The organism is Streptomyces sp. NPDC058663 (assembly GCF_042716745.1).
Classification (GTDB): domain Bacteria; phylum Actinomycetota; class Actinomycetes; order Streptomycetales; family Streptomycetaceae; genus Streptomyces.
In genome coordinates this window covers 54,526-77,040 of record NZ_JBHXRV010000037.1, presented here as the reverse complement: position 1 = coordinate 77,040, position 22,515 = coordinate 54,526, and the positions used below count along the sequence as shown (strand labels likewise).

Annotated in this window: 21 protein-coding genes; 17 read left to right on the top strand and 4 right to left on the bottom strand. The window is 70.8% G+C overall.

Annotation, left to right across the window (positions count from 1 at the left end):
* Window positions 1–6: 6 nt before the first annotated feature.
* From dop to prcA, 5 genes are all read left to right on the top strand, one after another.
* Window positions 7–1,518 (top strand): depupylase/deamidase Dop, encoded by a 1,512-nt coding sequence (gene dop, locus ACFWVV_RS25780; protein WP_384358194.1) that lies wholly within the window; start codon window positions 7–9, stop codon window positions 1,516–1,518.
* A gap of 138 nt (window positions 1,519–1,656) precedes the next feature.
* Window positions 1,657–1,875 (top strand): ubiquitin-like protein Pup, encoded by a 219-nt coding sequence (locus tag ACFWVV_RS25775; RefSeq protein WP_384358192.1) that lies wholly within the window; start codon window positions 1,657–1,659, stop codon window positions 1,873–1,875.
* 5 nt (window positions 1,876–1,880) lie between these two features.
* The gene (locus ACFWVV_RS25770; RefSeq protein WP_384358190.1) at window positions 1,881–2,486 is read left to right on the top strand and encodes an endonuclease VII domain-containing protein; all 606 of its coding nucleotides are present in this window, start codon (window positions 1,881–1,883) and stop codon (window positions 2,484–2,486) included.
* Window positions 2,438–3,283, top strand: a complete 846-nt coding sequence (gene prcB, locus ACFWVV_RS25765) for a proteasome subunit beta (protein ID WP_384358188.1) — start codon at window positions 2,438–2,440, stop codon at window positions 3,281–3,283. The genes ACFWVV_RS25770 and prcB overlap by 49 nt, the downstream gene beginning before the upstream one ends.
* Before the next feature lie 84 nt (window positions 3,284–3,367).
* A complete protein-coding gene (gene prcA / locus ACFWVV_RS25760; RefSeq protein WP_384358186.1) occupies window positions 3,368–4,117 on the top strand; it encodes a proteasome subunit alpha in 750 nt (249 codons plus the stop codon).
* A gap of 123 nt (window positions 4,118–4,240) precedes the next feature.
* Here prcA and ACFWVV_RS25755 read toward each other — a convergent pair whose 3' ends face one another.
* Entirely contained in the window at window positions 4,241–5,269 is a 1,029-nt protein-coding gene (locus ACFWVV_RS25755; protein ID WP_384358184.1) for a LacI family DNA-binding transcriptional regulator, read from the bottom strand.
* Window positions 5,270–5,424: 155 nt separating this feature from the next.
* Between ACFWVV_RS25755 and ACFWVV_RS25750 the strand changes: the two genes are divergently transcribed.
* The 11 genes from ACFWVV_RS25750 (at window position 5,425) to ACFWVV_RS25700 (ending at window position 16,856) form a co-directional block, all read left to right on the top strand.
* A complete protein-coding gene (locus ACFWVV_RS25750) occupies window positions 5,425–6,693 on the top strand; it encodes an MFS transporter (RefSeq protein WP_384358182.1) in 1,269 nt (422 codons plus the stop codon).
* A 9-nt stretch (window positions 6,694–6,702) separates the two neighbouring features.
* A complete protein-coding gene (gene pafA / locus ACFWVV_RS25745) occupies window positions 6,703–8,064 on the top strand; it encodes a Pup--protein ligase (RefSeq protein ID WP_384358180.1) in 1,362 nt (453 codons plus the stop codon).
* Between the two features lie 142 nt (window positions 8,065–8,206).
* On the top strand, window positions 8,207–9,196 hold the full coding sequence (locus ACFWVV_RS25740; protein WP_384358178.1) for an FKBP-type peptidyl-prolyl cis-trans isomerase: 990 nt from the start codon (window positions 8,207–8,209) through the stop codon (window positions 9,194–9,196).
* A gap of 113 nt (window positions 9,197–9,309) precedes the next feature.
* Window positions 9,310–9,684, top strand: a complete 375-nt coding sequence (locus ACFWVV_RS25735) for an FKBP-type peptidyl-prolyl cis-trans isomerase (protein WP_384358176.1) — start codon at window positions 9,310–9,312, stop codon at window positions 9,682–9,684.
* A gap of 151 nt (window positions 9,685–9,835) precedes the next feature.
* Window positions 9,836–10,795, top strand: coding sequence for a helix-turn-helix transcriptional regulator (locus ACFWVV_RS25730; RefSeq protein ID WP_384358174.1), 960 nt, complete (start codon window positions 9,836–9,838; stop codon window positions 10,793–10,795).
* Between the two features lie 14 nt (window positions 10,796–10,809).
* The gene (locus ACFWVV_RS25725; RefSeq protein WP_384358172.1) at window positions 10,810–11,793 is read left to right on the top strand and encodes a helix-turn-helix transcriptional regulator; all 984 of its coding nucleotides are present in this window, start codon (window positions 10,810–10,812) and stop codon (window positions 11,791–11,793) included.
* 123 nt (window positions 11,794–11,916) lie between these two features.
* Complete coding sequence (locus ACFWVV_RS25720; protein ID WP_384358170.1) at window positions 11,917–12,171, top strand: hypothetical protein; 255 nt, start codon at window positions 11,917–11,919, stop codon at window positions 12,169–12,171.
* A 98-nt stretch (window positions 12,172–12,269) separates the two neighbouring features.
* Entirely contained in the window at window positions 12,270–12,467 is a 198-nt protein-coding gene (locus tag ACFWVV_RS25715) for a hypothetical protein (RefSeq protein WP_384358168.1), read from the top strand.
* 226 nt (window positions 12,468–12,693) lie between these two features.
* On the top strand, window positions 12,694–12,972 hold the full coding sequence (gene tatA / locus ACFWVV_RS25710) for a Sec-independent protein translocase subunit TatA (RefSeq protein WP_384358166.1): 279 nt from the start codon (window positions 12,694–12,696) through the stop codon (window positions 12,970–12,972).
* 107 nt (window positions 12,973–13,079) lie between these two features.
* The gene (tatC, locus tag ACFWVV_RS25705) at window positions 13,080–13,973 is read left to right on the top strand and encodes a twin-arginine translocase subunit TatC (RefSeq protein ID WP_384358210.1); all 894 of its coding nucleotides are present in this window, start codon (window positions 13,080–13,082) and stop codon (window positions 13,971–13,973) included.
* A 63-nt stretch (window positions 13,974–14,036) separates the two neighbouring features.
* Entirely contained in the window at window positions 14,037–16,856 is a 2,820-nt protein-coding gene (locus ACFWVV_RS25700) for a DEAD/DEAH box helicase (protein ID WP_384358164.1), read from the top strand.
* Between the two features lie 134 nt (window positions 16,857–16,990).
* On the opposite strand, the gene ACFWVV_RS25695 is transcribed toward ACFWVV_RS25700, so the two are convergent.
* The 3 genes from ACFWVV_RS25695 to ACFWVV_RS25685 all read right to left on the bottom strand — a co-directional run bounded on the left by ACFWVV_RS25695 (window position 16,991) and on the right by ACFWVV_RS25685 (window position 21,013).
* Window positions 16,991–17,992 carry a pseudouridine synthase gene (locus ACFWVV_RS25695; RefSeq protein WP_384358162.1) on the bottom strand — a complete coding sequence of 334 codons (1,002 nt, stop codon included), beginning with the start codon at window positions 17,990–17,992 and terminating at the stop codon, window positions 16,991–16,993.
* Between the two features lie 333 nt (window positions 17,993–18,325).
* The gene (locus ACFWVV_RS25690) at window positions 18,326–18,979 is read right to left on the bottom strand and encodes a fasciclin domain-containing protein (protein ID WP_384357527.1); all 654 of its coding nucleotides are present in this window, start codon (window positions 18,977–18,979) and stop codon (window positions 18,326–18,328) included.
* 69 nt (window positions 18,980–19,048) lie between these two features.
* A complete protein-coding gene (locus tag ACFWVV_RS25685; protein WP_384357529.1) occupies window positions 19,049–21,013 on the bottom strand; it encodes a molybdopterin-dependent oxidoreductase in 1,965 nt (654 codons plus the stop codon).
* A gap of 131 nt (window positions 21,014–21,144) precedes the next feature.
* Between ACFWVV_RS25685 and ACFWVV_RS25680 the strand changes: the two genes are divergently transcribed.
* Window positions 21,145–22,452, top strand: a complete 1,308-nt coding sequence (locus ACFWVV_RS25680) for an NAD(P)/FAD-dependent oxidoreductase (protein ID WP_384357531.1) — start codon at window positions 21,145–21,147, stop codon at window positions 22,450–22,452.
* Window positions 22,453–22,515: the final 63 nt, after the last annotated feature.

The following is a 22,515-nucleotide window of genomic DNA, read 5'->3' as shown; positions in this document are numbered from 1 at the left end:
GGCCGCATGACCGTACGGCGAGTAATGGGCATCGAGACGGAATACGGAATCTCCGTCCCCGGCCACCCGAACGCCAATGCCATGCTCACCTCGTCCCAGATCGTCAACGCCTACGCGGCGGCGATGCACCGGGCGCGCCGCGCCCGCTGGGACTTCGAGGAAGAGAACCCGCTGCGGGACGCGCGAGGCTTCGACCTCGCCCGCGAAGTCGCCGACTCCAGCCAGCTCACCGACGAGGACATCGGCCTGGCCAACGTCATCCTCACCAACGGCGCACGGCTGTACGTCGACCACGCACACCCCGAGTACAGCTCACCGGAGATCACCAACCCGCTCGACGCCGTGCTGTGGGACAAGGCCGGCGAGCGCATCATGGCCGAGGCCGCCGAGCGCGCCGCGCAGGTGCCCGGGGCGCAGCCGATCCTGCTCTACAAGAACAACACCGACAACAAGGGCGCCTCCTACGGCACGCACGAGAACTACCTGATGAAGCGGGAGACCCCCTTCTCGGACATCGTGCGCCACCTCACCCCGTTCTTCGTCTCCCGCCAGGTCATCACCGGGGCCGGACGTGTAGGAATCGGCCAGGACGGGCACGAGCACGGCTTCCAGATCAGCCAGCGCGCCGACTACTTCGAGGTCGAGGTAGGCCTGGAAACCACCCTCAAGCGGCCCATCATCAACACCCGCGACGAGCCGCACTCCGACGCGGAGAAGTACCGCCGGCTGCACGTCATCATCGGTGACGCCAACCTCTCGGAGATCTCCACCTACCTCAAGCTCGGCACGACGGCCCTCGTGCTGTCGATGATCGAGGACGGCTTCATCAACGTCGACCTGGCCGTGGACCAGCCGGTGCGCACCCTGCACCAGGTCTCCCACGACCCCACGCTCCAGCACCTGATCACGCTGCGCAGCGGACGCTCACTGACCGCGGTCCAGCTCCAGATGGAGTACTTCGAGCTCGCCAGGAAGTACGTCGAGGAGCGGTTCGGGGCGGACGCGGACGACCAGACCAAGGACGTCCTCACCCGGTGGGAGGACGTGCTGAACCGCCTGGAGAACGACCCGATGAGCCTGGCCGGGGAACTGGACTGGATCGCCAAGCGGGAGCTCCTGGAGGGCTACCGGCGGCGCGACGGGCTCGACTGGGACGCCCCCAGGCTCCACCTGGTCGACCTCCAGTACGCCGACGTACGCCCCGACAAGGGTCTCTACAACCGGCTGGCGGCCAGGGGGAGGATGAAGCGCCTGCTGGACGAGAGCGCGGTGGAGCGGGCCGAGAACAAGCCCCCCGAGGACACCAGGGCCTATTTCCGGGGCCGCTGCCTGGAGCAGTACGCGGACGACGTCGCGGCGGCCTCCTGGGACTCGGTGATCTTCGACCTGCCGGGCCGGGACTCGCTCCAGCGGGTGCCCACCCTGGAGCCGCTGCGGGGCACCAGGAACCACGTCAAGGAGCTGCTCGACCGCTGCCGTACGGCGGACGAGCTGGTCCGGGTGCTCTCGGGCGGCTGATCGCGGCTGAAAAGGGCTGCCGGTGGGAATCATCCAGGTGGTACCTGCGGCTTCATCAAGTACGAGGCGGGTGTCGGACCCCGCTAGTAGGGTCTGATCAAGGACCAAGGACATCGAACCGAGCGGGGTGAGGTAGAGATGGCGACCAAGGACACCGGCGGCGGACAGCAGAAGGCCACGCGTTCCACCGAGGAGACCGAGGAGCAGACGCAGGACGCGCAGGCTTCGGAGGACCTCAAGGAGCGGCAGGAAAAGCTGTCGGACGACGTGGATTCGGTATTGGACGAAATCGACGACGTACTCGAGGAAAATGCCGAGGAGTTCGTGCGCTCATTCGTGCAAAAAGGCGGACAATAGAGTATATGTCCGATTTGGTGAATGGGAAAATCTGCTCCGGGTGTAAGAAGGAATTGCCCTGCGATTCCTTTGCGTTCGATCGGAATCGGGCGGACGGCCTCCAGGTGCGGTGCCGGGAATGCGTGGCGGAGTACGGGGCCATGTATTACCGGCGTCGCCAGGAGGCGCTGGGGAAGTCGGTGCGGGACAAGGTTGACGCGCCTCCGGGGCACAAACTCTGCCGGACCTGCGGGGAAATCAAGCCGCACAGTGAGTGGCACCGTAACTCCAGTGCTTCCGACGGCCTTTCCACGCGCTGCAAGGCGTGCCGAGTCGTGCAGAGTCGGGCGGGCCACCTGAAGCGCCAGTACGGCATCACCGAAGCTGAGCGGGACGAGATGGTCCTCTCCCAAGGTGGCGTATGCACAATCTGCCTGAAGGCCGCAGCGGTACATGTGGATCACTGCCACGAAACGGGTAAGGTCCGGGGCGTACTGTGCTTCAACTGCAATGCGGCCCTTGGGCAGTTGGGTGACGATCCCGACACCATGCGTCGGGCCATCGCATATCTGGAGGGAAACGCGTGGAAGCCAACACTCGTAGCACCGGGCGTCTACCGGCTGCCTTCCTGACGCCGGGCTCCTCGTCGTTCATGGACTTTCTCGGCGAGCACTCGCCCGAGATGCTGCCCGGCAACCGGGTGCTGCCGCCCACGCAGGGCGTCATCGAGGCACCGCACGGGACGACCATCGTGGCCGCCGCGTTCCCCGGGGGCGTCGTGCTCGCCGGTGACCGCCGGGCGACCATGGGGAACATGATCGCGCAGCGCGACATCGAGAAGGTGTTCCCGGCCGACGAGTACTCGGCCGTCGGGATCGCCGGCACGGCCGGTCTGGCCGTGGAGATGGTGAAGCTCTTCCAGCTGGAGCTGGAGCACTTCGAGAAGGTGGAAGGGGCGCAGCTCTCCCTGGAGGGCAAGGCGAACCGGCTGTCGACCATGATCCGGTCGAATCTCGCAATGGCCATGCAGGGCTTGGCAGTTGTGCCGTTGTTCGCGGGGTACGACCTCGACCGCGAGAAGGGCCGGATCTTCTCGTACGACGTCACCGGCGGACGCTCCGAGGAGCTCGGGTTCGCGGCGACCGGTTCGGGCTCGGTGTTCGCGCGCGGTTCGATGAAGAAGCTGTACCGGAAGGACCTGTCCGAGCAGGAGACCACGACGCTGGTCATCCAGGCGCTGTACGACGCCGCCGACGACGACTCGGCGACCGGGGGCCCCGACATGGCGCGGCGGATCTATCCGATCGTCACGGTCATCACGGAGGACGGTTTCCGGCGGCTGACCGACGAGGAGTCCGCCGAGCTGGCGCGGACGATTCTGGCGAAGCGGATGGAGCAGCCGGACGGGCCGCGGGCCGCGCTGCTGTAGGTGCGTGCGGCCGTGAGCGCCCCCGTGGACCGTCTTTCGGTCTCTTCGAAGTTTTTGCCTCTGACAGAAAGGGACGGATAGCCGGTGTCGACGCCGTTCTATGTCTCACCCCAGCAGGCCATGGCCGACCGGGCGGAATACGCGCGGAAGGGCATTGCCCGTGGACGCAGCCTGGTTGTGCTGCAGTTTGCCGACGGCATTGTCTTCGTCGGCGAGAACCCGTCCCGTGCGTTGCACAAGTTCAGCGAAATCTACGACCGGATCGGTTTCGCCGCCGCCGGCAAGTACAACGAGTACGAGAACCTGCGGATCGGCGGCGTGCGCTATGCCGACATGCGCGGGTACACCTACGACCGCGACGACGTGACGGCGCGCGGACTGGCGAACGTCTATGCCCAGACGCTCGGCTCGATCTTCTCCAGCAACGCGGAGAAGCCGTACGAGGTCGAGCTCGTGGTCGCCGAGGTCGGTGCCGAGCCGGAGGGCGACCAGATCTACCGCCTGCCGCACGACGGGTCGATCGTCGATGAGCACGGTTCGGTCGCGGTCGGCGGCAACGCCGAGCAGATCAGCAGTTACCTGGACCAGCGGCACCGTGACGACATGAGTCTGGCGGAGGCGCTGAAGCTGGCCGTACAGGCGTTGTCGCGGGACACCAACGGTACGGAGCGGGAGATTCCGGCGGAGCGGCTGGAAGTGGCCGTGCTGGACCGTACGCGGCCGCAGCAGCGGAAGTTCAAGCGGATCGTGGGGCGGCAGCTGACCCGCCTGCTGGAGGCCGACGGCGACGCGTCGGCGCCGACCGAGGTGCCTTCGGACACCGAGGAGGAGTAGGGATCCGTGTGCCCCCCGGGTGGCCCCTGACCGCTGTGGCGGTCCGGGGCCACCCGTGCGTTCAGGGCGCGCGGGGTGGGCGGGTCCGGGGTGTCCGTCCGGAAGAGGCCGCCTCGGGTGTGTTCAGGGGGCGGGGGCGGTGGAGCCGCGGACGACGAGTTCGACGGCGAGGTCCCCGGATTCCGGGGTGCGCCCGTCGAGCACGGCGAGGAGGGCCTCCATGCCGCGTCTGCCGACCTGTTCGGCCGGGAGGCGGACCGTGGTGAGTTCGGGGTCGACGGCGGTGGCGAGGGCGAGGTCGTCGAAGCCGGTCACGGAGGCGTCCTCGGGCACGGCGAGCCCCAGGCGGCGCAGGGCCTTGCAGGCTCCGGCGGCCAGGATGTCGTCGTCGCAGATCAGGGCGGTGGGGCGGGCGGCCGGTGGCTGGAGCGCCAGGGTGGTGGCGGCGCGGGCGCTGTGCACGTCCAGGGCCGAGCGCACGGTGCGCACGGTGGCGTCGGGGGTGTCGTGCAGGGTGTCGGCGAGCGCGTGGGCGCGAACCTCGAAGGTCCAGGAGTCCACCGCGGAGGCCAGGTGGACGAAGCGGCGGTGGCCGAGTTCCAGGAGGTGGCGGACGACCTGCCGCATGCCGTCGGCGATGGCGAGGTTGACGTGGGCGGCGGCGTCGCCCTCGGGGTCGGCGGGGTCGCTGTCGAGCATGACGAGGGGGAGTCCCGCGCCGCGCAGGGCGCCGAGTGCGCCGGTGGCCATGGAGGAGGCGATGACGCCGTCGAGGGCGGTGCGGGCGGAGTCGAACGGGTCCCTGGCGGGTCCGACGCCGTCGGGTGAGGGGTAGAGGACCACTCCGAAGCCGTGTTCGGCGGCGGTCCTGGCGGCTCCGGTGTAGACGCGGGCGAAGAACTCGTTGGTGAGGGCGGGGACGACGAGGAGGGCGGTGCGGGTGCGCCCCGAGCGCAGGGTGCGGGCGGCCTGGTTGGGGCGGTAGCCGAGGTCCCCGGCGGTGGCGCGGACGAGGTCGGCGGTCCGTTCGGAGACCCGGCCGCGCCACTTGTCGCCGAGGACGAGGGACACGGTGGCCTGCGAGACACCGGCGGCCCGGGCGACGTCCCGGCTGGTGGGGGCGGTGCGGGGGGGCTGGGCCGGGTGGGTCACCGGGGGTCTCCGAGGGTGGGGGACGCGGGCCGTGGGGCGGACCTGCGGAGCGTGGGATGGACCTGCGGTCCGTGGTCATGGTACGTATGACGCCGGTAGTTATACGTAAAACCTCGGTGTGCGCGGGAGCGTTCGGGGGAGAAGGGCGGGACGAGATGGCCGCGGGATATGGCGAACTGCTCCGGACGCGGCACGCCGCGCGGCTGCTGGCCGGGACCCTGGTGGGACGGCTGCCCAACGCGACGGCGCCGATCGCCATCATGCTGTTCACCCGGGCCGAGGGCGGGAGCTACACCCTGGGCGGGGTGCTGGCCGCGGTGTACGGGGTGGCCAACGCCGTCGGGCAGCCGCTGCTGGGACGGGCGGTGGACCTGCACGGGCAGCCGAAGGTGCAGCTCCCGGCCGCGCTGGTGTCGGCGCTGGGCATGCTGGCGCTCTGCCTGAGCGGCCTCGACCCGCTGGTCCTGACGTACGCCGCGGTGGCGGTGGCCGGTCTGTTCACGCCGCCGCTGGAGGGCGGGCTGCGGGCCCTGTGGCCGAGCGTGCTGGGGCAGGAGGACAAGGTGCACCGGGCGTACGCGATGGACGCGGTCGCCCAGGAGATCATGTTCACGGTGGGCCCGCTCCTGGTCACGCTGCTCGTCTCGCTCCGGTCACCGGCGGCCGCCCTGCTGGTCATCAACGCGGTCGGAGTCCTGGGGGCGCTGTCGGTCGTCGTCTCCCGGCCCTCGCGGGACTGGCGGTCCGCGCCGCGCGAGGCGCACTGGCTGGGGGCGCTGCGCTCGCCGGGGCTGCTGGCGCTCCTCGGGTCGTTCTTCTTCGTCGGCACGGCGCTCGGTTCGATCACCGTCGCCGGGGTCGCGTACGGCGACGACCACGGCAGGACCTGGGTGTACGGGGTGCTGATGGCGGCGCTCGGGCTGGGCGCGCTGGTGGGCGGTCTGCTGTACGGGGCGCGGCAGTGGGCGGGTGCTCCCGAGCCGCGGCTGCTGGTGATCGTGGCGCTGCTGGCGGCGGGCTATCTGCCGCTGATGCTGACGCCGGGGATCGTCGCGATGACGGTGCTCTCGGCGGTGGCGGGCGTGTTCCTGGCGCCGGCGCTGGCGTGCGCGTTCATCGTGGTGGACCGGCACGCGCCGCGCGGGACCGTCACGGAGGCGTTCTCCTGGCTGGTGACGACGTTCGGCGTGGGGTCCGCGGTCGGTACGGGTGCCGCGGGGCCCGCGGTCGAACTCGGGGGGACCTCGGCGAGTTTCGCGGTGGCGGCTGTCGGCGGCGTGCTGGCGCTGCTGGTTCTGCTGGCGACGCGCCGGGTGCTGACGGTTCCTCCGGTTACCGGGCGCGGAGTAAACATGGGCGGGGCTTTTGAAAATGATCGAATCGGTGAGGCCGAACCCGGTTTCAGCTCAGGCCATCAGGCGTAATGTTCAGACATGGACCGCCGCATTTTCGGGCTGGAGAACGAGTACGGCGTCACGTGCACGTTCAGGGGACAGCGCCGACTGTCTCCTGACGAAGTGGCGCGCTACCTCTTCCGCCGTGTTGTGTCATGGGGCCGCAGCAGCAACGTCTTCCTGCGGAACGGCGCCCGCCTCTACCTCGACGTGGGATCGCATCCGGAATACGCAACTCCCGAGTGCGACAACCTGACCGAGCTGGTCACCCACGACAAGGCCGGCGAGCGCATTCTCGAGGGCCTGCTCGTCGACGCCGAACGCCGCCTGCACGAGGAGGGAATCGCGGGCGACGTCTACCTGTTCAAGAACAACACCGATTCCGCCGGGAACTCCTACGGCTGCCACGAGAATTTCCTGGTGGCACGGCACGGAGAGTTCTCCCGGCTCGCGGACATCCTCATTCCGTTCCTGGTGACGCGTCAGCTGATCTGCGGTGCCGGCAAGGTGCTGCAGACGCCGCGCGGTGCGGTGTACTGCGTGAGCCAGCGCGCCGAGCACATCTGGGAGGGCGTCAGTTCCGCGACGACCCGCTCCCGGCCGATCATCAACACCCGTGACGAGCCGCACGCGGACGCCGAGCGCTACCGCCGTCTGCACGTCATCGTCGGCGACTCGAACATGTCGGAGACGACGATGCTGCTCAAGGTCGGTGCCACCGACCTGGTGCTGCGCATGATCGAGGCGGGCACGGTGATGCGGGACCTGACGCTGGAGAACCCGATCCGGGCGATCCGCGAGGTCAGCCACGACATCACGGGCCAGCGCAAGGTGCGCCTCGCCAGTGGCCGGGAGGCGTCCGCGCTGGAGGTGCAGCGCGAGTACTACGAGAAGGCCGTGGACTTCGTGGACCGCCGCGGGATCCGCGAGGGCAACGTGGCGAAGGTGCTGGAGCTCTGGGGCCGGACCCTGGATGCCATCGAGGCGGAGGACCTGGACCGGATCGGCACCGAGATCGACTGGGTCATGAAGTACAAGCTCATCGAGCGGTACCGGGAAAAGCACAACATGACGATGTCGAACCCGAGGGTCGCCCAGATCGACCTCGCGTACCACGACATCCACCGGCGCCGCGGCCTGTACTACCTGCTGGAGCGCAAGGGCCAGGCCGCCCGGATCTGCAACGACCTGAAGATCTTCGAGGCCAAGTCAGTGCCCCCGCAGACCACCAGGGCGCGGCTGCGCGGCGACTTCATCCGGCGGGCGCAGGAGCAGCGACGGGACTTCACCGTCGACTGGGTGCATCTGAAGCTGAACGACCAGGCGCAGCGCACGGTGCTGTGCAAGGACCCGTTCCGGTCGGTGGACGACCGGGTGGAGAAGCTGATCGCCGGGATGTAGCGGAAGGCGGGAAACAGGTGTGCGTGGCCGTGCGCCGGGGTGATGCCGCCCCGGCGCACGGCCGTGTCGGTGCTCGTGGTGCTGGTGGGGCCAGGTCGTAGAGTGGCGGGACTGCCCGGACCCCCTACCGCGAGTTGGACTGATGATCCCCACGAAGACTGTCCGCATTGCCGCTGCGGCACTGACGGTGCCCGTTCTCCTGCTGACCGCCGCGTGCGGGGGCGGCGAGACCAAGGAAGACGGGTCCAAGACCGCGTCCAGCGAGGCGATTGCCAAGGTGTCCGGGAAGTTCGGAGACCAGCCCAAGATCGAGATCACGAAGGGTGCTAAGGCGCCCGGCAAGGTGGAGGTGAAGACCCTCAGCACGGGTACGGGGGCAGAGGTCAAGAAGACGGACTTCGTGCGCCTCGACGTCGCGGGCAAGACCACCAAGGGGGCCGACCTCGGCTCCACCTGGGCCAAGGCCAAGGGCGCGGACCCGAAGGCGCCGCGGACGCAGGTCGTGCAGGACATGGCCCAGCCCAACCAGCTGCCCCCCAAGGTGCTGGAGGGGCTGGTGGGCAAGAAGGTCGGCAGCCGGATCGAGGTCGACGGGGCGGCCAAGGAACTGGTGGGCCAGCTCAACCCGCAGATGGGGATCGCGCCGGAGGACGGTCTGGTCTGGGTCCTGGACATCGTCGGCGCCAAGACCTTCGACAAGAAGAGCGAGTCCAAGGGCGCACAGGCGGCTTCGGACAAGGGCATGCCCGAGGTGAAGGCGCAGGGCCAGAAGGCCGCGACGATCACCATCCCGAAGGGCGAGAAGGCCCCCAAGGAGCTCAAGGAGCAGGTGCTGATCAAGGGGTCGGGCGCCGAGGTGAAGGCCGGTGAGGGCCTGGTCGCCCAGTACACCGGCGTGAAGTGGGAGGACGGAAAGAAGTTCGACTCCTCCTGGGACCACGGCGGCGCCACCGCGTTCCCGATCGGTGTCGGCGGTGTCATCCCCGGCTGGGACAAGGGCCTGGTCGGCAAGCACATCGGTGACCGGGTGCTGCTGAGCATTCCGTCCGACCTCGCCTACGGCGGCACCCCGCAGAACGAGCTTGCCAAGAACAACCTGGTCTTCGTCGTCGACATCGTCGGCACCGTCTGACCCCGGGCGCAGTCCGGTCCGGGGCGGCCCGTCTCCGCGCGGCGGCGGTGCTCTGCCCGGTCCGTGCGAAACTTTCCCGGTTGTCCCGACAGGTACGAAGTAGGAGCAGAGCAGTGAGCATCGAGAAGCCCGAGATCGACTTCCCCGAGGGCGACGTCCCCACGGACCTGGAGATCAAGGACATCTGGGAGGGCGACGGCGCCGTTGCCAAGGCCGGCGACTACGTGAAGGTCCACTACGTCGGCGTGGCCTTCTCCACCGGCGAGGAGTTCGACGCCTCGTGGAACCGCGGCAACCCGCTGGAGTTCCAGCTCGGCGCCGGCCAGGTCATCAAGGGCTGGGACCAGGGCGTGCAGGGCATGAAGGTCGGCGGCCGCCGCCGGCTGACCATCCCCGCCCACCTCGCGTACGGCGACCGCGGCGCCGGCGGCGGGGTGATCGCCCCGGGCGAGACGCTGATCTTTGTGTGCGACCTGATGTCCGTCTGAGTGCGCGGACGCGCACACCGCGTGCGGTGAAGAGGGCCCCTGCCGGACCGGCGGGGGCCCTCGGCTTTTGCCGCGACACCCCGGGGCGGTACGGTCGACGGTCGTAGCGCCGGGACGGTTCGTGGCGCACTTGACTTCAGAGAGGGCGTCGATGGCGATTGCCAAGGCCGAGCGTTTGATGAATCTGGCGCTGTGCCTGCTGGGAACCCGGCGCCCGCTCAGCAAGCGCGAACTCAAGGAGTCGATCGAGGCCTACCTGGAGGCGGGCAACGAGGAATCCTTCAACCGGATGTTCGAGCGCGACAAGGACGATCTGCGCGAACTCGGCCTGGTCATCGAGACGGTGGAGAACCTGGACGGCGACGCCGGGTACCTGGCCCGCCGCGACAGCAACCGGCTGCCCGCCATCACCCTGGACGCCGAGGAGGCCGCCGCACTGGGCCTGGCCGCGAAGGTGTGGCAGCAGGCCCGCCTCGCCGGAGCGGCCAGCGGCGCACTGCAGAAACTGCGCGCCGCCGGGATGCCCGAGGCGGAGAACCCATACGACGGGCCGCAGCACGGCGCGCTGGAGCCGCGCATTCCGGTGCACGAGGCGGCTTTCGAACCCCTGATGCTGGCCTGCCGGGACCGCCGCCCGGTCGTCTTCGACTACCGAAAGGCCACCGCGGCCCGCCCCGAGACCCGGCAGGTCGAACCGTGGACGCTGGAGTGCTGGCGCGGCCACTGGTACCTGGCGGGCTGGGACCGCGACCGGGAGGCGGAGCGGGTGTTCCGGCTGTCGCGGATCACCGGGAAGGTGCGCTCCCGGGCGGGCGCCTTCCGCGCCGAGGTGCCGGATGTGGTGACCGTACGGGAAACCGTGGAGAGCTGGGCGGGGGAGACGGCGACCCGCAGCGCGCTGATCAAACTGCGCGCGGGATCCGGGTACCCGCTGCGCGCACGGGCCAGTGCCGTGCGTGAACTGGGAGACGGCTGGGACGAGTTGGCGATCCCCTACGGGCACGGGCTGGACGCCTGGCTGGTGGAGTTCGGTCCCGATGTGGTGGTGCTGGAGCCCGCGGACCTGCGGGCGGACGTCGTGGACCGGCTGCGCGCCGTGGCCAAGGGCTGAGGGGCGGAGCCGACATGGCGACGAACGCGATCGACCAGACCCGGCGGATGCTGTCGCTGGTGACGTATCTGAGGGAGCGGCCCGGTGCGCACATCGAGGACGTGGCGAGGGCCTTCGGCATCACCCAGGACGAGCTGATCTCGGACTTGGACGTGCTGCCGATGTGCGGGACCAGCTTCCGCGGCGGCGACCTGCTCGACATCGACACCGACGGCGAGCGGATCTGGTGGCACAACCCCGACGACGTGGCCGCCCCGCTGCGGCTCGCCGCGGACGAGGCGACCGCGCTGCTGGTGGCCGCGCGGGCGGTCTCCACCCTGCCGGGGCTGCGCGAGGGCGACCGGCAGGCGCTGCTGCGCGCCACCGCGAAGCTGGAGGCGGCGGCCGGTGAGGCGGCCGGAGCCAGTTCCCGGCTCTCGGTGACCTTCGAGTCCGAGGGCGGGGTCTTCGCCGACGTCGACCGGGCGATCTCCGAGCGGCGCCGGCTGTGGCTGCGCTACTACTCGCCCGCCCGCGACGAGCTCACCGAGCGCGAGGTGGACCCGATCCGGCTGTTCGCCGTCGGCCACACCTACATGGAGGCGTGGTGCCGGCTTTCGGAGGCCCGCCGGACCTTCCGGCTGGACCGGGTCGCCGAGATCAAACTGCTCGACGAGCCGTCCGAGGCGCCGCAGATCGAGCTGCGGGACCTCTCCGAGGGCCTCGTGCAGCCCGCGGCGGAGGACCCCGAGGTGGTCGTCGAGGTGGGGCCCGGCGGGCGCTGGGTCGCCGAGTACTACCCGCACGACAGTGCCGAGGAGCTGCCCGACGGGGGGCTGCGGGTGACGCTGCGCACCCCCGACCCGGCCTCGCTGCGGCGGCTCGGGCTGCGGCTGGGCCAGGACGGCCGGATCGTGTCCCCGTCCGCGCTCGCGGACAGCGCGCGGACGGCGGCCCGGGAAGCACTGGCCGCCTACGAGTCGGCGGACGCACGAGGTCCGGGCGCGCCCGCCCAGTAGAGCGAGTACGGCCGCGCCGCAGAAACGGGGCAGCCGTGCCGCAGAAACGGGACAGCCCCGCCGCAGAGCCGGTGCAGGAGCGCCACAGAAACAAGAGAGCGACGGACGAGGAGAGCTGGAGACATGACCGTGATGTCTGGTGTGGCCGCTCCGCAAGGAGCGGTCCTCTTCAAGGCGGGCTGCCCCGACTGCCGTGCCCGCTTCGAGCTGGACGCGCAGCAGCTGCGGCTGGCCATCGGCGGCAGCCCCCGTACGACCTTCTACTCCTTCACCTGCCCGGAGTGCGGAGCCGCTGTGCGCAAGCCGGCGGGCGAGCGCATCGTGGAACTGCTCACCGGCGGCGGCGTCCGGACGCTGCGCCTGCACTCCGCGCTCTGAGGGCCCGGGGACGGTGCGGTCACGCCCGTGACCACGCCTGTCGTGCCCCCACCACGCCGCCGTCTCCCGTCCGCCCCGCAAACGTCTAGGCTCTGTCCATGTTCTGGCCCATGCTCGCCATCGCCCTCGGATTCCTCGGACTCGCCGTGCTCGGCGTCCTGGCGATCAGGGTCTTCGCCGAAGTGCGCAGGCTCGGCCGTCAGGTCGAGAACAGCTCGCAGCGCATCAACCGGGCGGCGCAGGACCTGGAGCGCTCCGCGGAGAGCCTGGCGCGGACCGGCGAGACCCTCCGCTAGCGGCCCGGCGACCTGTACAGGCTTCCACCACTGTTCACGTACGGGCGGTACGCTCGATGAACGGTGGCCCCGGATCGAGGCGACGGGCCGCTACCCGGGCGACGCGCGGGGATTGCCCCGCGTTTACCCCCCCGGGTTACGATCGCTGACAGCGCGGCGACCGGACACCTGTCCGGCCGGTCGAGTGCCAGACCCCCCTGTCGCCCCGGTGAAGAAGGTAAACAGCATGAACCTCGGTGCCCCCGAACTCATCCTCATCGTTCTGGTCATCATCCTGCTGTTCGGCGCCAAGAAGCTGCCGGACATGGCCCGTTCGCTGGGCAAGTCCGCCCGCATCCTCAAGAGCGAAGCCAAGGCGATGAAGAAGGACGACACCCCCGAGCCGGCCCCCGCGGACACGCAGAGCCACGGACCGGTCACCGAAGCCCCCCGTACCATCAAGGCCGCGCCCGGCGACGTGACCAGCTCGCGCCCGGTGGCCGAGCCCACCGACACCCAGCGCTGACCCCAGGTCCGCCGCAGTCACCGCGACCGGTGATCTGCTGCCGCACGAGATGAGGACGTGGGTTGCTCAAGTCTGCCCGCAAGACGGAGAAGGACCCCGAGGGCCGGATGCCCCTCGTGGAACACCTTCGCGAGCTCCGCAACCGGCTCGCCAAGGGGGTGGCCGCCATTCTCGTGGCGACCGTCGTGGCTGCCGTCTTCAGTGAGAAGCTGCTCGGCTTCATCACGGAGCCGGTACCCAAGTGCCCCGAGGGATCCACCGGCAGCGGGGGCGACTGCGCGGTGGTCGTCTTCCAGACGTTGATGGCACCGATCAGCGTGACGATCCAGGTGAGTCTCACCGTCGGTCTCGTGGCGTCCAGCCCGATCTGGCTGTACCAGCTGTGGGCGTTCGTCGCGCCGGGGCTGCACCGGAACGAGAAGAAGTACACGTACGCCTTCGTCGGCGCTGCCGTGCCGCTGTTCGCGGGCGGCGCCTACCTCGCGTACCTGATCCTGCCGATCAGCGTGAAGGTGCTCATCAGCTTCACGCCCGAGGGATCTGCGAACATCCTCCAGCTCAACGACGTCCTCGACTTCACGCTGCGCATGGTGATCGTCTTCGGTGTCTCCTTCGAGCTGCCGCTGGTCCTGATCATGCTCAACATGACCGGGGTCCTCTCCGGCCGGACGATGGTCAAGTGGTGGCGCGGCGTCATCATGGGCGTCTTCGTGTTCGGCGCCGTGATCACACCGACGACCGACCCTGTCGGCATGCTCGCCCTGGCCGGGCCGATCGCCGTCCTGTACTTCGTCGCGGTGGGCTTCTCGCTGCTGAACGACAGGCGCCGCCGGCGCAAGGACCCCGACGCCGAGCTGGACCCGGACGAGGCGTCCCACCTGGACCTGACGCCGGAACCGCTGGGCCATGTGATCGAGCCCGTCGCCGCGGGCCGTACCCCGCTGCCGGAGCAGGTCGAAGGCGGCCGCAAGCAGCTCAGCGGGTACGACGACATCACCTGAGGGACCGGGGCCGGTAAAAGATCGGGCTGAGTGTCAGAGGTGGCGGGTAGGCTCGAAGACAAGATGACAGAGGACCTCTCACCAGCCGAGCGATACGCCGCCTCCCGGATCCGCGCCGCCGAGGAAGCCACCGCGCTCGCCCCCTTCCGCGCCATGTACGACTTCGACCTGGACCCCTTCCAGATCGAGGCCTGCCGGGCGCTGGAGGCGGGCAAGGGCGTGCTGGTCGCGGCACCCACCGGTTCGGGCAAGACGATCGTCGGCGAGTTCGCCGTGCACCTCGCCCTCACCCAGGGCGGCAAGTGCTTCTACACCACGCCCATCAAGGCACTGTCGAACCAGAAGTACCAGGACCTCGCCAGGCGCTACGGCGCGGACAAGGTCGGGCTGCTCACCGGCGACAACAGTGTCAACGCGGACGCCCCGGTGGTCGTGATGACCACCGAGGTGCTGCGCAACATGCTCTACGCGGGCTCGCAGTCCCTGCTCGGACTCGCCTATGTGGTCATGGACGAGGTCCACTACCTCTCCGACCGCTTCCGGGGGGCCGTCTGGGAAGAGGTGATCATCCACCTGCCCGAGTCGGTGACCCTGGTGTCGCTGTCGGCGACCGTCTCCAACGCGGAGGAGTTCGGCGACTGGCTGGACACCGTGCGCGGTGACACCGAAGTGATCGTCTCCGAGCACCGGCCCGTGCCGCTGTGGCAGCACGTACTGGCCGGCCGGAAGATGTACGACCTCTTCGAGGAGTCGGACGACGGCCGCGGCGGCCGCCGCGAGGTCAACCCCGACCTGCTGCGCATGGCCCGGATGGAGAACCAGAAGACGTACAACCCGCGCGAGCGCCGCCGCGGCAAGATGGTCCGCGAGGCCGACCGGGAGCGCGAGCGCCGATCGCGGACCCGGGTCTGGACGCCCAGCCGGGCCGAGGTGATCGAACGCCTCGACTCCGAAGGGCTGCTGCCCGCGATCACCTTCATCTTCAGCCGGGCCGGCTGCGAGGCCGCCGTACAGCAGTGCCTGTACGCGGGGCTGCGGCTCAACGACGAGGATGCGCGCCAGCAGGTGCGTGAGCTGGTGGAGGAGCGGACCGCCTCCATCCCCGGCGAGGACCTGCACGTCCTTGGGTACTACGAGTGGCTGGAGGGCCTGGAGCGGGGCATCGCCGCGCACCACGCCGGAATGCTGCCGACCTTCAAGGAGGTCGTGGAGGAGCTGTTCGTACGAGGTCTGGTGAAGGCGGTCTTCGCCACCGAGACGCTCGCGCTCGGCATCAACATGCCCGCGCGTTCCGTGGTACTGGAGAAGCTCGTCAAGTGGAACGGCGAACAGCACGCCGACATCACCCCCGGCGAGTACACCCAGCTCACCGGACGGGCCGGGCGGCGCGGCATCGACGTCGAGGGCCACGCGGCGGTGCTCTGGCAGCGCGGCATGGACCCCAGCGCGCTCGCCGGGCTCGCGGGCACCCGTACGTACCCGCTGCGCTCCAGCTTCAAGCCGTCGTACAACATGGCGGTCAACCTGGTCAGGCAGTTCGGGCGGCACCGGTCCAGGGAGCTGCTGGAGACGTCGTTCGCCCAGTTCCAGGCGGACAAGTCGGTCGTCGGGATCTCCAAGCAGGTCCAGCGCAACGAAGAGGGCCTGGAGGGCTACCGGCAGGGCATGACCTGCCACCTCGGCAACTTCGAGGAGTACGCGGCGATGCGCCGTGACCTCAAGGACCGGGAGACCGAACTCGCCAAGCAGGGCGCCAGCCAGCGGCGGGTGGCCGCGGCGGACTCGCTGGAGAAGCTGCGAGCCGGCGACGTCATCCATGTGCCGACGGGGAAGTTCGCGGGGCTGGCCCTGGTGCTGGACCCGGGCGTGCCCGCGGGGCGCACCAACGGTCACCGCGGTCTGGAGCATCACGACGGGCCCCGCCCCCTGGTGCTGACCGCGGAGCGGCAGGTCAAGAGGCTGGCGCAGATCGACTTCCCGGTGCCGGTGGAGGCGCTGGAGCGGATGCGGATCCCGAAGTCCTTCAACCCGCGTTCGCCGCAGTCCCGGCGCGATCTGGCGTCCCAGCTGCGCTCCAAGGCCGGGCACATCGTGCCCGACCGCAAGCGCAAGGGGCGGGCGGCCGCCGCCGACGACCGGGAGATCGCGCGGCTGCGCGCGGAGCTGCGGGCGCACCCCTGCCACGGCTGCGACGAGCGGGAGGACCACGCCCGGTGGGCGGAGCGCTACCACCGGCTCCAGCGCGACACCCGGCAGCTGGAGAACCGCATCGAGGGCCGGACGAACACCATCGCCCGCACCTTCGACCGGATCTACGCACTGCTCACCGAGCTGGACTACCTGCGCGGTGACGAGGCGACGGAGCACGGCAAGCGGCTGGCCAGACTGTACGGCGAGTTGGACCTGCTGGCCTCGGAGTGTCTGCGCGACGGCGTGTGGGAAGGGCTGAGCCCGGCCGAACTGGCCGCGTGCGTCTCGGCGTTGGTGTACGAGGCGCGGCAGTCCGACGATGCCGTGGCACCGAAGGTGCCGAATGGGGCGGCGAAGGCCGCACTCGGCGAGATGGTCCGCATCTGGGGCCGGCTCGACGCGCTGGAGGAGGACCACAAGATCAACCAGGCGGAAGGGGTCGGGCAGCGCGAGCCCGATCTCGGGTTCGCCTGGGCGGTGTTCATGTGGGCCTCCGGCAAGGGCCTCGACGAGGTGCTGCGGGAGGCAGAGATGCCGGCCGGCGACTTCGTACGGTGGTGCAAGCAGGTCATCGACGTGCTGGGCCAGGTCGCCGCGGCGGCCCCCCGGGAGAACAGCACGGTGGCGAAGAACGCCCGCAAGGCCGTGGAAGCGGTGCTGCGGGGTGTGGTGGCGTACAGCTCGGTGGGCTGAGCCGCGCCCTTTTCGCGCACGCGTGACCGCGCCCTTGTCGCGCATGCGTGACCGCGCCCTTGCTGCGCACGCGAAGCCACGCCCTTGCTGTGCACGCGGGCCCCGGCCGGACCAGCTTCCGGCCGGGGCCTTCGTCATGCCCGGTCGCCCCGCGCCCAGCCCTCCGGGTCGCTCCAGGCCTGCAGCGTGCGGCGGCTCTCGAAGCGGTGCCGGTCCCCGGTGAACGGGTCGGTGAACTCCAGGGTGCGGGCGAGGAGTTGGAGCGGCTTCGTGAAGTCGTCCGGGGCCGGGTCGGTGAGCCGGGGGAAGTACGGGTCGCCCAGGATCGGCAGACCGAGCGCGTTCAGATGGACGCGGAGCTGGTGGGTGCGGCCGGTGTGCGGGACCAGACGGTAGCGGGCCACTTCGCCCCGCTGCTCCAGGAGTTCGACCCGGCTCTCGCTGTTGGGCTCGCCCGGGATCTCGCGGGCGGCGAGGATGCCGGGGATCTTCTCGATGCGGCTGCGGACGGTTCGGGGAAGGGTGAGTGCGGGATCGTACGGTGCCAGGGCCTCGTACTCCTTGTGTACGAGACGGTCGCGGAAGAGCGTCTGGTACGCGCCGCGCGCCCGCGGGGCCACGACGAACAGCACCAGCCCCGCCGTCAGCCGGTCCAGTCGGTGCGCCGGGCTCAGCTCGGGCAGATCGAGCTCCCGGCGCAGCCGCGCCAGGGCCGTCTCGGTGATGTGGCTGCCGCGGGGGGTGGTGGCCAGGAAGTGCGGCTTGTCGGCGACCAGGATGTGCGCGTCGCGGTACACCACCGTCACCGGGAACGGTACGGGCGGCTCCTCGGCGAGGTCCCGGTGGAACCAGATGCCGAGGCCGGGCGTGCAGGGTGCGTCGGGCGGCAGGGCGGAGCCGTCGGCGGTCACGAAGGCGCCCTCGCGGAACATCCGGTCGATGGTGGCGGGACCGGCGGCGGGGAGCCGTGCGAGGAGGTACGCGCGGAGGGTGGCGGGTGTGCCCGGAGAGCCGTCCCCGGGGCCGGCTCCCGCGCTGTGCCCTGCGGGCGGGAGCCTGAGGTGTACGGGGTCGATGCCGAGGCGCTGGGGGAGGGGAGCGGGGGTGGTGGAGCGGGGGCGGGGTCTGCGCGTCATGGTGGGACAAGGGTACGGAGGGGGGGAACGGGGTTCCGGTGGGCCGGGCGGGCGGGCTCCGGCGGGCCGGGACCGGGGTGCGCGGCTCCGCCGGGGGCCGCCCCCTTGCCCGCCCTTCCCCAAGCTCTCGGCTTCGCTCGAGCAGGGGAGGCCCCACTCGCCCCCGGGGGGCGGCCCCGCCGCCCAAGGGGGCGGGGTATCGGGGGTGCGGGCGGCTCCGCCGCCCGAGGGGAGCTGGGGTGATGGGGGTGCGGGCGGCTCCGCCGCCTGAGGGGGGCGGAGTGCGGGCGGCCCCGCCGCTGGAGGCGGCGGGGCCGGGAGTACGGGCCGGGGTCAGGCCTTCGGCATGAGGACGGTGTCGACGATGTAGACCGTTGCGTTGGCGGTCGGGACGTTGCCGCAGACCACGGACGACGTGTCGTTGACCTTGTAGGACTCGCCGGAGCCCGCGGTGGTCAGGGTGGACTTCTGGAGAGTCGGGTAGGTGCCGTTCTCCAGCTGCTTGGGGGTGAGCTTCTCGCCCACCACGTGGTAGGTCAGCACCTTGGTGAGCATGTCCTTGTCGGCCAGGACCTTGTCCAGGTCGGCCTTCGGGATCTTGGCGAAGGCGTCGTTGGTCGGGGCGAACACGGTGATGTTCTGGGCGTTGTTCAGGGTGTCGACCAGGCCCGCCTTCTTCACGGCGGTGACCAGCGTGGACAGGGCGGGGTTGTTCGACGCGGCGGTGGCCACCGGGTCCTTGGACATGCCGTCGAAGCTGCCCTTGCCGTCCTTGGGGACACCGGCACAGCCCGGACCGAACGGACCGGACACCGGGGCCGCCTCGGAGGGGGAGGAATCCATACTCGCCTGCTTGGAGGGCGAGGACTTCGCGGCGTCGCTGGTGGGCTTGCTGTCCTGCGAGCAGCCGGTGAGGGCCAGCGGGAGGGCTGCGGCCGCGGCGACGGCGAGGGCGGCGCGACGGGCGAGGGTGCGGGTGGTGCGCATGATGTTCTCCTTGAGCGGTACGGAAGTGGAGCGGGATGAGGACAGGGTTCCGAGGTGGGCCCCGGGGTGTCAGGTCACGGAGACCACCACCGAGTGGAGGCCCGTGGCGCCGTCGGGAACGGTCCCGACCCGGCGCTCGGTCTGGGTGTCGCCCTCACGGTCCGTCGCGCGGACTTCGAGGGTGTGGCTTCCTGCGGCGGCCCGCCACTGCCACCGCCACTGCCGCCAGGTGTCCCGGCTGGTCTCGGTGGCGAGCTGGGCGTCCTGCCAGGGGCCGCCGTCGACGCGCAGTTCGACCCGGGCGATGCCTCGGTGCTGCGCCCAGGCCACCCCGGCGACCGTGACCTCGCCCGCCTTGGGCGAGGCGAAGGGGCGCGGGGTGTCGATGCGCGACTGCGTCTTGATGGGTGCCTCCCGGGCCCAGTCGCGCCGTACCCAGTACGCGTCGAAGTCGTCGAAGGAGGTCAGTTCCAGCTCCCGGAGCCATTTGCACGCCGACACGTAGCCGTAGAGGCCGGGGACGAGCATGCGGACCGGGAAGCCGTGGTCGAAGGGGAGCGGCTCGCCGTTCATGCCGACGGCGAGGAGGGCGTCGCGGCCGTCCATGACCGTCTCCACGGGGGAGCCGAGCGTCATGCCCTCGACGGAACGCGCGACGAGCTGGTCGGCGGGTCCGCCGCGCGAGGGCGGCCGGACGCCGGCCTCACTGAGCAGGTCCGCCAGCCGTACGCCGATCCAGCGGGCGTTGCCCACGTACGGGCCGCCGACCTGGTTGGACACGCACGTCATCGTGATGTCGCGTTCGATCAGCGGGCGTCCGAGCAGGTCTTCGTACGAGAGGGTCAGCGGGCGGGACACGCCCTTGCCGCGGATGGTCAGACTCCAGCGGGTGGCGTCCACGCGAGGGACGACGAGAGCGGTGTCGACGCGGTAGAAGTCCCGGTTGGGGGTGGTCAGGGGGCCGAGGCCCGGCACGCGGAGCTCGGCGCCGGCAGGCACGGGGCGGGCCCGGTCGGCCGGAGCGGGGATCGTGATCCTGGAGCGCGCGGCGGCTGCGTCGGCCTGCCGGCCTGAATTCAGCTGCCGCCCGAGGAGTCCGGCGCCGGCGGACGCGGCGGCGACGGCCGAGGCGGCGATGACGAAGCCGCGGCGGTCGAAGCCGGGAGTGCCGGCGGCGCCGGGTGCGGCCGGTGCGTTCTCAGCGCTGCTGCCGGTGACGTCGCCCTCGTCGCTGCTGCCGGTGACGTCGCCCTCGTCGTCGGCGCGGGTGGCGGCGGTGGTGCCCGGGATCATGTTCCGGGGGAGTTCGGGGGTGTCCTGCCGTCCCGGGGCCTCGTGGGAGTCGTACTCCTCAGGGGTCCCTGAACCGGAGCCGGAGTCCGTCGGGTGCCCGGTTCCCGGTGAGGTGTGCGTACGGGCGGCGGCAGATCCCGCAGTGTCCTGCCCCCGCCCGTACGGGTCGGCCGGGCGGGCCCCCTCCGGCGGGCTCCCGGCCTGGACGGGGCGGGCCGGACCGGACGGGGAACCCTCGTTCCCGGTGCCGGAGTCCGGCCCGGCCCCGGGCGCCTCGATCGTCTCCCCAGCCGTAAGGGACGGTCGAGGGCCCAGTTTCGAGGTGAGCAGAGAGAGGACCGCGCAGGCCACCACGCCGCCCACCACGGAGGGCAGGGCGTCCAGAGGGCGGCTGTCGGGGCGTTCGAGTGCCGCCCACGCTCCCAGCGCGCCGAACGCGAGGACCATCAGCACCCCGGTGCGGCGGTGCCGGGCGGCCAGGAGGCCCACCGCCACCGCGAACAGGGCCAGCAGCGTCAGGATGCCCAGCTGGAGGACCAGCTTGTCGGCGGTGCCGAAGGTGCGGATCGCGAAATCCTTCACCGCGGCGGGGGTGCGGTCCACGACCGCGCCGCCCACCGCCGCCACAGGTCCCGCCTCGGGCCGTACGGCCGAGGCTGCCAGCTCCGCGGCGCACAGCGCCGAGAAGCCGGCGACCAGGCCGCCGGTCGCGCTTGCGAAGGTGCGTCGTTTTCCACTCACGTCTGGGGTTCGGTGCACAGGGGGCAGGCGGATTGGTGCGAAGCCCGGATTACTTCTTTTGGGGCAACGGCCAATCCACCGTGCTGACGGCTCCGAACCCTCACCGACAGTCGTGGACAGTGGGAGGACATATGTCAGGCAAAGGCGTGGGACCGCAGGTCAGGGAGCGGCCGCCCGGCGGTTATCCGGCCACCGCCGTGATCGGCGGCGGGGTGGCCGGGCTGACCGCCGCGTACGTGCTCGCCCGCGCCCACCGCGTGACGCTGTACGAAGCGGAACCCCGGCTCGGCGGGCACGCCCACACCCATGACGTGCCGTCCGCCGACGGCCGCGTCCACCGGGTCGACTCCGGTTTCATCGTGCACAACCGCCGCACCTACCCGCACCTGCTGCGGCTCTTCGGCGAACTCGGGGTGGAGGCCCAGGAGTCCGAGATGAGCATGTCCGTCCGGTGCGGGGGCTGCGGCCTCGAATACGCGGGCGCGCGCGGCCCCGGCGGCCTGTTCGCGCAGCCGCGCAACGCCGCCCGGCCCGCCTATCTGCGGATGCTCGCCGAGGTGCCGAAGTTCCACCGCCGCGCCCGGCAGTTGCTGGCCGGTGAGGGGCAGGACACAGCGACGCTGGACGAGTTCGTGCGGCGCGGACGGTTCTCCCCCTATTTCGTCGCGCACTTCCTGACGCCGCTCGTCTCCGCCGTATGGTCCTGCGACCCCGCCACCGCGCTCCGCTACCCGGCCCGCTACCTGTTCCGCTTCCTCGCCCACCACGGACTGCTCGCCCTCGGCGGTTCGCCCGTATGGCGGACCGTGACCGGCGGATCGCGGGAGTACGTCGACCGCGTCGCCAAGCACCTCGCCGCCGTCCACACCGCCACCCCCGTACGCGCACTGCGCCGGACCACGGACGGCGTCGAGATCACGACCGAGGACGGCGCCACCGCCCGGTACGACCGGGTGGTCATAGCCGTCCACCCCCGCCAGGCACTGCGGCTGCTCGCCGACGCCACCGACGCCGAGCAACGGGTGCTCGGCGCGTTCCGCTACTCCCGCAACCCCACCCTGCTGCACACCGACACCACGGTGCTGCCCCGCAGCCCCCGCGCCAGGGCCGCCTGGAACTACGCGATGCCGTCGTGCGACGCGGGCGCCGAACGCGTCAGGGTCAGCTACGACATGAACCGGCTCCAGCGGCTCGACGCACCCGAGACGTACGTCGTCACTCTCAACGGCGCCGAAATCGTCGACGACGAGCGGGTCGTGGCACGCATGGTGTACGAACACCCCGTCTTCACCGTGGAGTCGGTGGCCGCCCAGGCGCAGCTCCCCTCGCTCAACACGGCGACGACCGCCTTCGCGGGGGCGTACCACGGCTGGGGCTTCCACGAGGACGGCTGCCGGTCGGGGGCCGAGGCGGCGGCCGCACTGGGGGTGACCTGGTGACCGTCGCCCAGCGCCGTCCGACGGCCGACGCGGCCGCTCCGGACCTCGGCCCGCGCGCACCCG